Origin of the sequence: Bradyrhizobium sp. CB1015 (assembly GCF_025200925.1) — a bacterium.
In the GTDB taxonomy this organism is placed as follows: Bacteria; Pseudomonadota; Alphaproteobacteria; order Rhizobiales; family Xanthobacteraceae; genus Bradyrhizobium.
In genome coordinates, this window is sequence record NZ_CP104174.1 from 2,305,028 (window position 1) to 2,319,080 (window position 14,053).

A 14,053-nucleotide genomic window follows, 5' to 3' on the forward strand; every position below is an offset into this window, starting at 1 on the left:
TCCGGCTCAGGTCGGCTCTCGAGCCATACCGGTCGGGGAACGTGGAGCGGCTATTCGGGAGGCGCGCGTTGCTCGGGGTATTGGTCTGCCCAGCGGAACTGACGAATCTGTTTCCGACTACTGGTTCATCCGAGGCAATGCTGGTGTTCGGCCGGCGACTGCTGAGCCGCGTCAGTGGTGAATGTTACTCGCGATTATCGTGCGGCTGCGCCGGTGCGTGTGGGTTTCCGCGCGCCGGGGCCCGGATGGACGTGAACCGCCTTCGCCGTCAGCGGCTCGCCGCACTCCGAGCAGACCATGACGGGATCAAACATCTTGTGGCAGTTCTTGTGTTCGTGCAGCAACGGTCGTCCGCGCGAGTCGACCATGTGAACGTTGCCCCAATGCACGATCGACATGATGATCGGATAGAGGTCGAGACCCTTTTGCGTCAGGATGTATTCATAGCGCTTGGGCGCTTCCTGATAGGGAATCTTGCGCAGCACACCGAAGCGCACCAGCTTCTTCAGCCGGTCGGCCAGCAGGTGCCGGGTCACGCCAAGCGAGGACTGGAATTCGTCGAACCTCCGGATACGCAGAAAACATTCGCGCAGAATGAGCAGGCTCCAGCGGTCACCGATGACCGCCACGGTGCGGGCCAGTGAGCAAGGCTCTTCCTCGAGGGCATCCCATTTCATCAGCGTCTCCGACGAATCTCTCGTATCCCAAAAATAAAATGCTAAATTAGAACTCACTACATTTCAATAGGATGCAGTGATTTCCATCTGTGCTTCCTCGTTAGGATGATGATCATCATATTGACAGTTCTGAAATAGAACCTTAACACTCGCGCCAGGATCAATCGGGCGGCGAACAATCGCTGCCGTCGAAGGGAAGGGCGTTCCATGGCAGCCTCGCTCAAGGTCGAGTTTCACTTCGATTTCGGCAGCCCTAACGCGTACCTCGCCGAGCTCGCGCTGCCCGGAATCGAGCAACGAACCGGAGCCAAATTCGACTATGTGCCGGTGCTGCTCGGTGGCGTCTACAAGGCGACCGGCAACATGTCGCCCGCCGAGTCGCTGCGCGGGATCAAGAACAAGCCGGGATATAATGCGCTCGAGACCCAGCGTTTCCTGCGTCGGCACAACGTCACGAAGTTCACGATGAACCCGTTCTTTCCGGTGAATACGCTTGCGCTCATGCGCGGCGCTGTGGCCGCGGAGATCGAGGGGCTGTTTGAACCCTACTTCCGCGCCGCCTATCACCACATGTGGGTCGAGCCCAAGAAGATGGATGATCAGCAGGTATTCCGCGCCGCCTTCCTGTCATCCGGGCTGGACATCGATCGCATCATCGCGCGCGCCCAGCAGGACGAGGTCAAAAAGAAGCTGATCGAGAACACCAGCAACGCCGTGGCGCGCGGCTCGTTCGGCTCCCCGACCTTCTTTGTCGGTAACGAGATCTATTTTGGCAAGGACAGCCTGCGCGAGGTGGAAGACGAAATCCTTGCGCAACTGAGCGCGGAGAAACGCAAGACCGCCTGAGGGCGCATCAGCTTTCCAGATAAATCGAGCCCGGAGAGGGCCCAGCAAGGGGAGGTGTCATTGGTGAGTTGGCAGCAAGCTGCAGACGAGATTCTAAATGTATTGCCGCGCCGCATCCATGAGGTGATGGACCCCTATGCTGCCGCCACGCCCGATCGGACAGCGCTGATCGATGACAACGCCAAATTGACCTATCGCGAACTCGACCGGGCGGTCGGTGCCACCGCGGATGCGCTGCGCGCGCTCGATATCCGCGCCGGCGATCGCATCATGCTCGTCAGCGAGAATTCGATCCCGCTGGCCTGTCTCCTGCTCGCCGCAAGCCGGCTCGATGCCTGGGCGATCGTTGCCAACCCGCGGCTTTCGCCGCGCGAGCTCGACCAGATCAGGGATCACAGCGGCGCCCGGCGCATGTTCTTCACAGCAAGGGTCTCGGAAGAGGCGGCCGCGCACGCGACGCGTTATGAGGCTCCGCTGCAGGATGTCGGGCCGCTCAACGGCATCGGCGTGTCTGCGCTGAACCGGGAAACCAAGGCCGAGCCGGTCGAGACCGACGGCGCACGCCAGGTGGCGGTGCTCATCTACACGTCCGGAACCACCGGAACGCCGAAGGGCGTCATGCTCACGCACCGGAACCTGCTGTTCTCGGCCCGGACCACCGCGACCTTGCGCAGCATGACCGCGGACGACGTGCAGTATTGCGTGCTGCCGATCTCGCACATTGTCGGCATCTCGCTTCTGACGATGACACTCATGGTCGGTGCGGTCACCCGGCTGGTCACCAAATACAATCCCGCCGCCCTTGCCAAGGCATTGGCAGAAGAGGGCATCACGCTCCTGAACGGCGTCCCCGCGACCTACCAGCGGCTGCTCGAATACAAGCAGACGGCGGGCCTACAGAGGCTGGAGCGCGGCGCGCTGCGGCTGATGAGCGTCGCCGGTGCGCCGCTCGACCTCGAGCTCAAAGCGCGGGTCGAGAAGGAGCTCGGTCTTCCTCTCGGCAACGCCTTCGGCATCACCGAATGCTCGCCCGGCATTTCCGGCGTTCGGGCGGAGGCACCGCGCAGCGACAATTCGGTCGGCACTCTCGTGCCAGGTATCGAAGCCCGAATCGTGGCTCGCGATGGCGTCATAATCACCAACGGCGACATCGGCGAACTGCATGTTCGCGGACCGAACGTGATGCTCGGCTATTACCGCGCGCCGGACCTCACGGCGAAGGCGATCGATCCGGACGGGTGGTTCAACACAGGCGACCTGGCGCGCTTCGAGGGAGATGCATTGTTCATCGTCGGCCGCACCAAGGAGATGATCATTCGCTCCGGCTTCAATGTCTATCCGGCCGAGATCGAAGCGGTGTTGAGCACTCATCCCGACGTGGTGCAATGCGCCGTGGTCGGTCGGACGGTTCCGGGCAATGAAGAGATCGTGGCCTTCGTTCAGCTGCTCAAGGGCTCCTCGGCAACCGCGCAGGACGTGATGGCGCATGTCGCGCCTGAGCTCACCTCCTACAAGCGACCGTCCGAGATCATCCTCATGGACGCGCTGCCGGCCACGTCGACGGGCAAGCTGCTGAAGCACAAGCTCGCGGAATCGCTCCGCAACTGAGCGCGGGCGAGATCGCTTCAATAAGTCACAAGGCTGGAGAAGTCCCATGCAGAAGAGAAACAGGACGGTTGCGGTGATCGGCGCCGGTGATTTCATCGGCGGCGAGATTGCCAAGAAGTTCGCGTCCGAGGGCTTCACGGTCTTCGCGGGCCGTCGCAATGGCGACAAGCTTGCGCCCTTGGTCAAGGATATCGAGGCTGCCGGCGGCGAGATCCACGCCCGCTCGCTCGATGCACGCAAGGAGGAGGAGATCATCTCCTTCCTGAACGATGCCGACAAGCACGCGCCGCTCGAGGTCTGTATCTTCAACATCGGTGCCAACGTCAACTTCCCGATTCTCCAGACCACCGAACGGGTGTTCCGAAAAGTGTGGGAAATGGCCTGCTATTCCGGCTTCCTCGCGGGGCGTGAAGCAGCCCGGCTGATGCTGGCGCGCGGGGGTGGCAACATCTTCTTCACCGGCGCGACTGCGAGCTTGCGCGGCGGTTCTGGCTATGCCGCCTTCGCCAGCGCAAAGTTCGGCCTGCGCGCGGTCGCGCAGGCGATGGCGCGAGAACTCGGGCCGAAGAACATCCATGTCGCGCATCTCATCATCGACTCGGGCGTCGATACCGAATGGGTGCGGCAGCGCCGGCTCGAAGCGCTTGGCCCCAATGCGCTCGACGATCCGGACCTGCTGATGCCGCCAGCGTCAGTGGCCGCGTCCTATTGGCAGCTCTACCAGCAGCCGAAGAGCGCCTGGACGTTCGAGCTCGAGATCCGTCCCTTCGGCGAGAAGTGGTAGGGAGCGCTCCGATGGAGCTCGCGCTGTCCCAGGACGATGCGGCGTTTCGCGACGAAATCCGCGCATTCATCAAGAACAATTATCCGGCTGAAATGCGCGTTCCAAATCCGGAGACCGACCTTTCCAAGGAGCAGATGCTGCTGTGGCATCGCATCCTGCACAAGAAGGGCTGGATCGCGCCGCTCTGGCCCAAGGAATATGGCGGACCCGGCTGGTCCATCACCCGCCGCTACATCTTCGAGCAGGAGACCACGCGCGCCGGTACGATGCCGCCTTTGGCGTTCAGCGTCACCATGGTCGGTCCCGTCATCTATACGTTCGGCAATGAGGCGCAGAAGAAGAAGTTTCTTCCCCGCATTCTCTCGGGCGAGGACTGGTGGTGCCAGGGCTATTCGGAGCCCGGCTCGGGATCAGATCTCGCCACCGTCCGCACCAAGGCGGTGCGCGACGGCGACCACTACGTCGTCAACGGGCACAAGACCTGGACCACGTTGGCGCAGCACGCCGACTGGATCTTCTGCCTGGTGCGGACCGATCCGGCCGCAAAGCCGCAATCCGGCATTTCGTTCCTGCTGATCGACATGAAGTCGCCGGGCGTCACCGTGCGGCCGATCATTACCATCGACGGCTCCCATGAGGTCAATGACGTCTTCCTCGAGAACGTCCGCGTGCCCGTCGAAAACCTGATCGGCGAGGAGAACAAGGGCTGGACCTACGCCAAATTCCTGCTCGGCAATGAGCGCACCAGCATGGCCGGCATCGGCCGCTCGACGCGCTACATCGCGAACCTGAAGAAGATTGTGAAGGCGGAGATTTCAGAGGATGATCCGGCGCATCTCGAATTCGTGAAGGACGTCGCCCGCGTCGAGCTCGATGTGCTGGCGTTGGAGGCAACCGAGCTGCGCGTCGTTGCCCAAATGGCTCGCGGCATCGATCCGGGGCCGGCGGCCTCGCTGTTCAAGATCCGCGGCACCGAGATCTTCCAGGACATCACCGAGCTGACCCATCGCGCGATCGGCAATTACGGGCTGGCGATTCGCGAGCATCCCGTCAGCGCCAACCATTTCATGCCGGGGCCGGACTACGGTCACACCGCGTCGGAGAAATATCTGAACGCGCGCAAGCTCTCGATCTACGGCGGATCGAACGAGATCCAGCGCAACATCATCGCCAAGGCCGTGCTCGGTCTCTAGCGAACGGCGGCACGGGAGAAATCGGATGGATATCCAGTTCACGGAAGAGCAAGAGCTGCTCCGATCCAGCGTCCAGCGCTTGCTGCGCGACCAGTATGATTTCGACGCGCGCCGCAAGATCCTCGCGAGCGAAGAGGGGTACAGCCGCGAGCGTTGGCGGGCCTTCGCGGAACTCGGGCTGTTGGGCGCGCCATTCTCGGAGGAGGTCGGCGGCCTCGGTGGCGGTCCGCTGTCGACGATGATCATCATGCAGGAGTTCGGCCGTCACCTCGTGGTCGAGCCATTTGTCGAGACCGTCGTGGTGGCCGGCGGCTTGATTGAACAAATCGGCTCCGACGCGCAGAAGCAGGCCTTCATTCCCGAGATCGTTGCCGGCGCGAAGTTGTGGGCGCTGGCCTGGACCGAGAAGGGGTTGCGCTTCGATCTCGCCAACGTCACCACCACGGCGAAGCGGGACGGCGACGACTTCGTCCTCACCGGCGAGAAGACGGCGGTGCTGGCCGCACCGTGGTCAGATCATTTGATCGTCTCCGCCCGGACATCCGGCCATCGCCACGATCGCGGCGGCGTCAGCCTGTTCGTGGTCGATCGCCGCGCCGCAAATCTCGATCTGCAGAGTTTTCGGACTATCGACGGCCGCCGCGCCGCCGATATCGGCCTGCGCGGGGTCCGCGGTCAGCTCCTGGGCCGGGAAGGCGAGGGCGTTGTAGCGCTCGAAGCGTGTCGCGACCGCGCGATCGGTGCGCTTTGTGCCGAAGCGGTAGGCGCGATCGGCGAGCTGAACTCGGCGACGCTGGAATACTCCAAGACGCGAAAACAGTTCGGCGCCACGATCGGCAGCTTCCAGGTGTTGCAGCACAGGATGGTCGACATGTTCATCGCTCATCAGGAAGCGCTGTCCCTGATGCAGCACCTCGCGCTGAGCCTCGGCGGCGGTGAAGCCAGCGTCTCGCGGCTGGCGTCCGGCGCTAAGTCGAAGATCGGCTATGCCGGCAAGTTCGTCGCCGACCAGGCGGTGCAGTTGCACGGCGGCATGGGGATGACGGACGAGTTGAACGTCGGGCATTATTTCAAGCGGATATCCTCCATCAACATCCAGTTCGGCGATCCCGCCTTCCACCTGTTGCGCTACGCGCAGCTCGATGCGGCCGCCTAGCAGAGAGGCAGACATGACGACTGAAGCAGTAATCGTATCCACCGCGCGTACCGGTGTCGGCAAGGCCTATCGCGGCGCGCTCAACAATACCGATGGTCCGACGCTGGCCGGTCACGTGATGGCCGAGGCGGTGAAGCGCGCTGGCATCGCGCCGGGCGAAGTCGAAGATGTGGTGATGGGCTGCGCCATGCAGCAGGGCACCATGGTGATGAACGTCGCGCGCAAGGGTGCGATCCGCGCCGGCCTGCCGGTCACGGTTGCCGGCACGACGATCGACCGGCAATGCGCCTCCGGCCTCCAGGCGATCGCGGTCGCGGCGCGCTCGATCATGCTCGACGGCGTCGAGATCGCAATCGGCGGCGGCATCGAGTCGATCAGTCTGGTGCAGAACGATCACATGAACAAGTTCCATGCCATCGACCAGGATCTCGTGGCGATGAAGCCGGAGATGTACATGTCCATGCTGGAGACGGCCGAAGTGGTCGCCGAGCGTTACAAGATCGGTCGCGACCAGCAGGACGAATACTCGCTCGAATGCCAGCGTCGGGTCGGCGCGGCCTTGCAGGGCGGCCGCTTCAACGACGAGATCGTTCCGATCACGACGAAGATGGCCGTGGTGGACAGGGACACCAAGCAGATCAGTTATCAGCAGGTCACGCTGAGCCGGGATGAAGGCCCACGGCCGGATACCACGGCGGAAGGCCTTGCCAAGATCAAGCCGGTGTTCGAGGGCAAGACCATCAGCGCAGGCAATGCCAGCCAGCTGTCGGATGGCGCTTCGGCCTGCGTGATCATGAGCGACAGAATCGCCGCGCAGAAGGGCCTGAAGCCGCTCGGCATCTTCCGCGGTTTCGTCGCCGCCGGCGTCGAGCCGGATGAGATGGGCGTTGGCCCGGTCGCAGCAATTCCGAGGCTGCTCAAGCGTCACAACCTCAAGATCGACGACATCGATCTCTGGGAGCTCAACGAGGCTTATGCGGTTCAGGTCATCTACTGCCGCGACAAGCTCGGCATCGATCCGAACAAGCTGAACGTCAACGGCGGCTCGATCGCGATCGGTCATCCCTATGGCATGACGGGTTCGCGGCTGACCGGCCACCTCCTGATCGAGGGCCGGCGGCGCAAGGCTAAGTACGGCGTGGTGACCATGTGCATCGGCGGCGGCATGGGCGCGGCGGGCCTGTTTGAAATCGTCCACTGATCGGAAACGGAGTTTTCACGTGAAGACAGCAATCACCGAACTGTTCGGCATCCAGCATCCGATCATCCAGGGCGGCATGCACTATGTCGGCTTCGCCGAGATGGCTGCGGCCGTGTCGAATGCCGGCGGTCTCGGCATCATCACGGGCCTCACCCAGAAAACGCCCGAGCTCCTCGCCAGGGAGATCGCGCGCTGCCACGACATGACCGACAAGCCGTTCGGCGTGAACCTGACCTTCCTGCCGACGCTGTCGGATCCGCCTTATCCGGAATATATCGCCGCGATTCGCGAGGGCGGTATCAAGGCGGTCGAGACTGCGGGCCGCAGCCCGGAAGCCTACATGCCGGCGCTGAAGGCGGCGGGCATCAAGGTGATCCACAAATGCACCTCCGTGCGGCACTCGCTGAAAGCGGAGAAGATCGGCTGCGACGCCGTCAGCGTGGATGGCTTCGAGTGCGGCGGTCATCCCGGCGAGGACGACATCCCGAACATGATCCTGCTGCCGCGGGCGGCGGATGAGCTGAAGATCCCCTTCGTCGCCTCCGGTGGCATGGCGGATGGACGCAGCCTCGTCGGCGCGCTTGCGATGGGCGCCTCCGGCATGAACATGGGCACGCGCTTCGTCGCCACCAAGGAAGCCCCGGTCCACGACAATGTGAAGCAGGCGCTGGTCAAGGCGACCGAGCTGGACACCGTGCTGGTGATGCGCGCGCTGCGCAACACCGAGCGCGTGCTCAGGAACAAGGGCGTTGACGAGCTGCTCGAGATCGAGCGCAAGAAGGGCGCAAGCCTGAAGATCGACGACATCCTCGACCAGGTCGCCGGCGTTTATCCCAAGGTGATGGTTGACGGCCAGATGGATGCGGGGGCGTGGAGCTGCGGCATGGTGGTCGGGCTGATCCACGACATCCCGACCGTCAAGGAGCTGATCGACCGCATCATGGCGGAGGCTGAAGCGATCATTCGCCAGCGCTTGACTGGCTTTCTCGACGGAATGGTCGAGACGCAGCGGGCACGCGCGGTCGCCTGAAATGCGGCGAATACGAGTGCGTCAAGACCGGGATGGCTGACGGCGTCACGATGCTGGCGCCGCACGAACGAAAACCCAGGGAGGAAGAGCATGCCCGTCGTCGGTAGCCATCAATATCCCACCATGGAATCCGTGATCTACGGCAAGCCGGCAGCGGAGGCACTGCGAGAGGAGGCCGAACGGCTGGGCGCGAAGCGGGTCTATCTGATCGCGAGCCGCACGCTCAACACCACGACCGACGAGATCGAGAAGATCCGGACCGCGCTCGGCGCGCGCCATGCCGCGACCTTTGACGGGGTGCCGCAGCACACGACCCGGGACGTGGTCACGCAGATTGCCCGGCAGGCCAAGGACGCTAAGGCGGACTTGGTCGTTGCAATCGGCGGCGGCTCGGTGGTCGATGCGGCAAAGATCGTGCTGATGTGCATGGAACACGAGATCTTTGAGCCGATGGGGCTCGATGGGTTTGAGACCACGCCGGACCGCCGCTTTGGGCCATTCCGAACCCCGAAGGTGCGGATGATCGCCATCCCGAGCACGCTCTCCGGCGGTGAATACAATTCAGGCGCGCTGGTCACCGACTCCGGCCGCAAGCTGAAGCAGATTTTCAATCACCCGATGATGATGCCGCGAAGTATCATCCTCGATCCTGCGATCACGAAATACACCCCGGAGAAGCTCTGGCTTGGGTCCGGCACGCGCGCAATGGATCACGGCATCGAGGCGATCTGCTCCAGCCGTCCCAATGTGCTCGTCGATGCCGTGTGCCAGCAGGGCCTGCGCTACCTGTCCGACGGGCTCCGTCGCACCAGGGACAATCCGAACGACGAGGCAGCGCGGTTGAGCTGCCAGTTGGGGTCCTGGATGTCCGCCTTCGGCCTGCAGTCGCGCGTTCCGATGGGCGCCAGCCATGCCATCGGCCATGTCCTCGGAGGAACCTGTGACGTGCCGCATTACTTCTGCACCGCAGTGATGATGCCGAGTGTGCTGCACTACAATCTGCCGGCCACGCAAGCGGCTCAAAAATCGGTCGCCGCCGCGCTCGGCGCGCCCGGCCGTGATGCCGGCGAAGCCTTCGCGGCCTTCATCGCGGAGCTCGGCCTGCCGCGGCGGCTCGCCGATGTCGGCGTAGCCGAGGACCGTTTCGAGCTGATCGGCAAGAACGCCATGCTGTCGATCTTCACACGGGCCAATCCGCAGCCGATCCGTGAGCCCGACGACATCGTCAAGATACTCAAGCTGGCCGCCTGAAGAAGCGCCAAGTTTCCGTCATGGCCGACCGCACGGAAGGCCGCGTGCAAAAGCAACCTTGGAGGAATACGCAATGTTTAGAGGCATCCGACTGGCTTGTGCACTCCTGATTGCGACATCCGCGCCCTGCTGGGCAGCCGATCCGGTCGGTGTCACCGCGACAAGCATCAAGATCGGCGGCATCTTTCCGCTCAGCGGGCCCGCTTCCTCGATTGGCCAGGTCGGGCATGGCGTGCTGGCGTATATGCGATCGGTCAACGATCGCGGCGGCATCAATGGACGCAAGATCGACTATCTGATGCTGGATGACGCCTACAGCCCGCCGAAGTCGGTGGAGCATGCACGGAAACTCGTCGAAAGCGACGAAGTCGCGTTCATGTTCAGCCAGCTCGGTACCGCAGGCAACACTGCCGTGGCAAAGTATCTTGCCGCCAAGCGCGTGCCGACGATCGCAATCGTCACAGGCGCGAGCAAGTTCACCAGTGTCAAGGATTATCCGCTGACCACCACCGGCCTCGTCAGCTATGACACCGAAGGAAAGATCTATGCCAAATATCTGACGCGCGCGTTGCCCTCGGCGAAATACGCCATTCTCTACCAGAATGACGATCTCGGCCGCGACTACGTCAACGCGTTCAAGGCCGTTCTCGGCCCCGAGTTCGACAAGCGCGTAGTCATCGCCAGCTACGAGGTCACCGAGCCGACGATCGACTCGCAAGTCGTAGCGCTGAAGAGCTCGGGTGCGCAGGCGCTGTTCATCGCGGGCACGCCCAAGTTCGCCGCGCAGGCGATCCGCCGCGCCGCCGAGACGGCGTGGAAGCCAACGATCCTGATCAATTTCCCGTCATCGTCGATCGCCGGAACGATCAAACCGGCAGGGCTTGAGAATTCCGCGGGCGTCATCGTCGGCACCTTCAACAAGGATCCCAACGACGAGAGCTGGAAGGACGACGAGGCAATCAAGGCCTATCGCGCCTTCTTCGATCGTTATCTGGCAGGCTCCGATATCACCAATACGAGTTATCTAACCGGCTATCAGCAGGGCATGCTGCTGGAGCAGATCCTCAAGCAGTGCGGCGACGACCTCTCGCGCGAGAACGTCATCAAGCAGGCGAAGTCGCTGAAGAACTTCACATTGTCGACGGCACTCCCAGGTATCCGGATCAACACCAGCGAAGCCAACAACATGGTCTGGACGCAGCTGCAACTTCAGCGCTGGACCGGAAGCCGGTGGGAATCGTTCGGTGGGATTCTTGACGCGAGCTCGGAATGACCTATCCGCCCCATGACGTTCTAGGCCTTGAGGTGCGGCCCGACTAGGGCCGGAGACGATCAGGAGGAATCCACCATGGCTGACTTGCGGATATTCTCCTACTTGCCGAACCCCCGGGTTTGGAAAGCAACCATCGCGGCGCGCTTCTGTGGCGTGGAGGTCGAGGTCAGGGGAGCTCCGCCCAAGGAGCTGCGGGACTGGTTATGGGACTATAACGCTCATCCTTTGGCGGAGCATGAACGCACCTCGCTTTCTTCGCTGGCGCGAACCGGTCGAGTCGGGCTGACCGGTTCGCAACTCTTCAAGACCCATGCGTTTATGGCAGCGCAGCCGTTCGGCAACGTGCCCGCCGCTTTCGGGCCTAATGGCGAAATCGGGATCTTCGAGTCGAACAGCATCATGCGGGCGGTGGCGCGGCTCGGCGAGTCGAAGTCCGCGCTCTATGGTCGCGACGCCTATGAGGCGTCGAGGATCGACAGCTTTCTCGATGTCAGCCTGGTCTTCGCCAGGGATTCGCAGATTTACCTCCTGGCGCTATCGAGCGACACGGTCGATGCCGCCGTCCATGCGCGAGCCCAGGAGGCGTTTGCGATCTATGCTTCGGGCATCGAGCAGGCGCTGTCGCAGCAGCGCGAGGCGCTGGTGGGCACGGGGTTATCGCTGGCCGACATCTGCTTCGCTGCGGAGCTCGCGCTTTTCATGAACGAGCATGCGCGGGCCGATCAGCTGTGCAAGCTTGGGCTGGGGAGAATCCTGCATCCGGCGGTCCAGGATGACTATCCGCTGACTTTTGCTCATTTCACCCGTCTCGTCGAGCACGTGCATTTCCAGCCTGATCTGAAGCCATACGTTGAAAAGCTGCTGGCGAAGGCTGGCAACTGACCTGCCGGCCGAACGTGGAGGACTAATCGCATGACTGCGCCTATCTGCCTGATATCCGGTGTAGGACCTGGCACAGGTTCCGCTCTCGCCAGGCGGTTTGCCGAGGGTGGCTATCGCCTCGCTCTGCTCGCCAGGAACGAGGAACGTCTCGCTGCCCTGGAGAAGGAACTGCCGGGTGCGAAAGGATTCCGCTGCGATGTTTCTGATCCCGAGCAGGTCGAAGCGGTGGGGTTGGCCGTGGAGCGCGATCTCGGCAATCCCGACGTGGTCATCCACAACGCCGTTGGTGGTGCGTTCGGCACATTTCGCGAGATCGATCCATCGATCCTGAATCGCAACTTCCAGGTCAACACCATGGGACTATTGTATCTGGCGCGGCGGTTCGTCCCCGCGATGGTGACGGCCGGAAAGGGCGCGATCGTTGCCACCGGAAACACCTCGGCCCTGCGCGGCAAAGCCGGTTTCGCCGGCTTCGCGCCGACCAAGGCGGCGCAGCGAATCCTGGCCGAAGCGATGGCGCGCGATCTCGGGCCACAGGGCGTTCACGTCGCCTATGTCGTCGTCGATGCCGTGATTGATCTCGAGTGGACACGGAAACGCTGGCCGGATCGGCCGGACGATTTCTTTATCAAGCCGCGCGCCATCGCGGACGAGATCTGGCACGTCGTCCACCAGCATCGCAGCGCATGGTCGTTCAATGTTGAACTCCGACCGTTCGGAGAGAGCTGGTAGTCGAGGCGTGTCGTCATGGGCCGCGCTGTCCCGTGCCGCGTCGGATTCTGGACCGTCTCGGGCTGAAAGCCAGCCTCGTCGGACGCACAGCACTGAATGTTCCTCCCGCCTCGGCTTAGCGCATCCGGCGGCGTCCGCAGCTTCCAAGACGCGCGCTACCGCATGAAAATTGGTGATTGCCGATTGTCCGGTTCTGGGGCCTCCAGCGACTCGGGAGATTAATGGGTACACAGCCTAGACTAGGTCATGCCCTTCTCGCGGACCACGTGGCGGCGATGGTGCGATAAAAGTCGATTCGTTTGGCGTCGCGAAACGGCACAGAATTCAAGTTGAACATGATGATGTCGATGACAAAGTAGAGCGCATTGATGCCACGCTCGTGCATGCCGCCTTCTGAAAGCGCGCATCGGCAAATCGGCAACGATCAAAGAGCTCAGAGTTGCGAGTGCGCTGGTTTGGTTATCCGGCACCGAGCCCGGACCTCAGCGGTGTCGCGGTCCGCCTCGACGTCGCGCCGTCTGGGTGCTCATTCCTGAGACGGCCGGTGGACGACGGCGTAACCTGGGCTTGGAAAATCGATTTTCTAAGCCGTCGTGCCCGGTTCGAATAAGCTGCTGGCTATTCCGTCCGAGTAGGGAACGGCTCATACGCGGCTCATGGATTTACGCAAAGCGTCAACCAGTAGCCAAAATTGAGCGTTCGTCGTGTTTTTTCGCTGTCGCCTTGTGTTGATCCCGAACAAGCTTCTACGATAGCTCGTTCCCATCTCGAGTTGGGCGCAGCCGCCAATTCTTGTCTTGTTTGCGATGTTGTCTGGGAGACTGCCGTCAAGCATCGGGTTGCTGGTAACCTCGGCCGGGATTCCTGCAGCATCCAATTCTTCCAGAACGATATCGCGCAACTCGTCGTCCAGTCCCCCGAGCTGAAGTCTTCCATTCGCCTGGGTGTCCGTACAGCCGTGCAAGCTGATACAACGTTGAGCGTTTTCAACCAACTTCGTGGCTATTGGCTCATCGTAGTGGGAAGCCGTCACATGCAGGTCGCCGTTGCTGGAGGGCAACAACCCTTCAAACAGCCAGAGGTCATGCAATCCAAGACCATCAACTGCGGTCGCCAGCGTAGCCGGATGATAGCCGGCCGTAGCTAGAGCGATCTCGCTTGTGCCGGTCTCAATGCCACCTCCGTGGAGGGCCATGATGATCTTTTGTGTTTCCGTGTTGTCCGTAACCTGTTCTTCCACCAGTTGGCGCCACTCATGACGTAGCCATCTCTTTCCATATGCCATCCCTTCGACGTTGTTCGGATCATCGTACAGAGCAGTCATGGAATCATATTTGTCGGGTCCTCGTGGCATATCACCGATCTCCGTGCAGTCGGCTTGAATGATCAAGAGCCAGTCGCGGCGTGCGGCTCTTGCTGG

Annotated in this window: 14 protein-coding genes and 1 pseudogene; 12 read left to right on the top strand and 3 right to left on the bottom strand. The window is 62.2% G+C overall.

Translation table 11 applies throughout. The features are described from left to right. Positions 1-194: 194 nt before the first annotated feature. The gene (locus tag N2604_RS10455; RefSeq protein WP_260374633.1) at positions 195-677 is read right to left on the bottom strand and encodes a helix-turn-helix domain-containing protein; all 483 of its coding nucleotides are present in this window, start codon (positions 675-677) and stop codon (positions 195-197) included. A gap of 207 nt (positions 678-884) precedes the next feature. Between N2604_RS10455 and N2604_RS10460 the strand changes: the two genes are divergently transcribed. The 12 genes and pseudogenes from N2604_RS10460 to N2604_RS10515 form a co-directional block, all read left to right on the top strand. Then, the gene (locus N2604_RS10460) at positions 885-1,523 is read left to right on the top strand and encodes a 2-hydroxychromene-2-carboxylate isomerase (RefSeq protein ID WP_260374635.1); all 639 of its coding nucleotides are present in this window, start codon (positions 885-887) and stop codon (positions 1,521-1,523) included. 63 nt (positions 1,524-1,586) lie between these two features. Next, the gene (locus tag N2604_RS10465) at positions 1,587-3,131 is read left to right on the top strand and encodes a class I adenylate-forming enzyme family protein (protein WP_311739957.1); all 1,545 of its coding nucleotides are present in this window, start codon (positions 1,587-1,589) and stop codon (positions 3,129-3,131) included. Positions 3,132-3,177: 46 nt separating this feature from the next. Then, positions 3,178-3,915, top strand: coding sequence for an SDR family oxidoreductase (locus N2604_RS10470; protein WP_260374637.1), 738 nt, complete (start codon positions 3,178-3,180; stop codon positions 3,913-3,915). 11 nt (positions 3,916-3,926) lie between these two features. Then, on the top strand, positions 3,927-5,108 hold the full coding sequence (locus N2604_RS10475; RefSeq protein WP_260374638.1) for an acyl-CoA dehydrogenase family protein: 1,182 nt from the start codon (positions 3,927-3,929) through the stop codon (positions 5,106-5,108). Positions 5,109-5,133: 25 nt separating this feature from the next. Next, entirely contained in the window at positions 5,134-6,264 is a 1,131-nt protein-coding gene (locus N2604_RS10480) for an acyl-CoA dehydrogenase family protein (RefSeq protein WP_260374639.1), read from the top strand. 13 nt (positions 6,265-6,277) lie between these two features. Beyond that, on the top strand, positions 6,278-7,465 hold the full coding sequence (locus N2604_RS10485) for an acetyl-CoA C-acyltransferase (RefSeq protein WP_260374640.1): 1,188 nt from the start codon (positions 6,278-6,280) through the stop codon (positions 7,463-7,465). 19 nt (positions 7,466-7,484) lie between these two features. Then, the gene (locus N2604_RS10490) at positions 7,485-8,495 is read left to right on the top strand and encodes a nitronate monooxygenase family protein (protein WP_260374642.1); all 1,011 of its coding nucleotides are present in this window, start codon (positions 7,485-7,487) and stop codon (positions 8,493-8,495) included. Between the two features lie 90 nt (positions 8,496-8,585). Then, positions 8,586-9,746 (top strand): iron-containing alcohol dehydrogenase, encoded by a 1,161-nt coding sequence (locus N2604_RS10495; RefSeq protein WP_260374643.1) that lies wholly within the window; start codon positions 8,586-8,588, stop codon positions 9,744-9,746. Between the two features lie 73 nt (positions 9,747-9,819). Next, a complete protein-coding gene (locus tag N2604_RS10500) occupies positions 9,820-11,019 on the top strand; it encodes an ABC transporter substrate-binding protein (protein ID WP_260374644.1) in 1,200 nt (399 codons plus the stop codon). Positions 11,020-11,094: 75 nt separating this feature from the next. Continuing rightward, on the top strand, positions 11,095-11,901 hold the full coding sequence (locus N2604_RS10505) for a glutathione S-transferase (RefSeq protein ID WP_260374645.1): 807 nt from the start codon (positions 11,095-11,097) through the stop codon (positions 11,899-11,901). A gap of 30 nt (positions 11,902-11,931) precedes the next feature. Beyond that, entirely contained in the window at positions 11,932-12,633 is a 702-nt protein-coding gene (locus tag N2604_RS10510) for an SDR family NAD(P)-dependent oxidoreductase (RefSeq protein ID WP_260374646.1), read from the top strand. A 14-nt stretch (positions 12,634-12,647) separates the two neighbouring features. After that, positions 12,648-12,752: pseudogene (locus tag N2604_RS10515) on the top strand (SAM-dependent methyltransferase); the annotation flags it as partial. 125 nt (positions 12,753-12,877) lie between these two features. Here N2604_RS10515 and N2604_RS10520 read toward each other — a convergent pair. Together N2604_RS10520 and N2604_RS10525 are read right to left on the bottom strand one after the other, a co-directional pair. Beyond that, entirely contained in the window at positions 12,878-13,018 is a 141-nt protein-coding gene (locus tag N2604_RS10520) for a hypothetical protein (protein ID WP_260374647.1), read from the bottom strand. Positions 13,019-13,276: 258 nt separating this feature from the next. Next, entirely contained in the window at positions 13,277-14,023 is a 747-nt protein-coding gene (locus N2604_RS10525; RefSeq protein ID WP_260374648.1) for a poly-gamma-glutamate hydrolase family protein, read from the bottom strand. Positions 14,024-14,053: the final 30 nt, after the last annotated feature.

Excerpts from the sequence above, each read along its gene's own strand:
- N2604_RS10510 (WP_260374646.1), top strand. The coding sequence starts at position 11,932 with ATGACTGCGCCTATCTGCCTGATATCCGGTGTAGGACCTGGCACAGGT.
- N2604_RS10455 (WP_260374633.1), bottom strand. The coding sequence starts at position 677 with ATGAAATGGGATGCCCTCGAGGAAGAGCCTTGCTCACTGGCCCGCACC.
- N2604_RS10495 (WP_260374643.1), top strand. The coding sequence starts at position 8,586 with ATGCCCGTCGTCGGTAGCCATCAATATCCCACCATGGAATCCGTGATC.
- N2604_RS10480 (WP_260374639.1), top strand. The coding sequence starts at position 5,134 with ATGGATATCCAGTTCACGGAAGAGCAAGAGCTGCTCCGATCCAGCGTC.
- N2604_RS10475 (WP_260374638.1), top strand. The coding sequence starts at position 3,927 with ATGGAGCTCGCGCTGTCCCAGGACGATGCGGCGTTTCGCGACGAAATC.
- N2604_RS10505 (WP_260374645.1), top strand. The coding sequence starts at position 11,095 with ATGGCTGACTTGCGGATATTCTCCTACTTGCCGAACCCCCGGGTTTGG.
- N2604_RS10470 (WP_260374637.1), top strand. The coding sequence starts at position 3,178 with ATGCAGAAGAGAAACAGGACGGTTGCGGTGATCGGCGCCGGTGATTTC.
- N2604_RS10460 (WP_260374635.1), top strand. The coding sequence starts at position 885 with ATGGCAGCCTCGCTCAAGGTCGAGTTTCACTTCGATTTCGGCAGCCCT.
- N2604_RS10500 (WP_260374644.1), top strand. The coding sequence starts at position 9,820 with ATGTTTAGAGGCATCCGACTGGCTTGTGCACTCCTGATTGCGACATCC.
- N2604_RS10520 (WP_260374647.1), bottom strand. The coding sequence starts at position 13,018 with ATGCACGAGCGTGGCATCAATGCGCTCTACTTTGTCATCGACATCATC.
- N2604_RS10485 (WP_260374640.1), top strand. The coding sequence starts at position 6,278 with ATGACGACTGAAGCAGTAATCGTATCCACCGCGCGTACCGGTGTCGGC.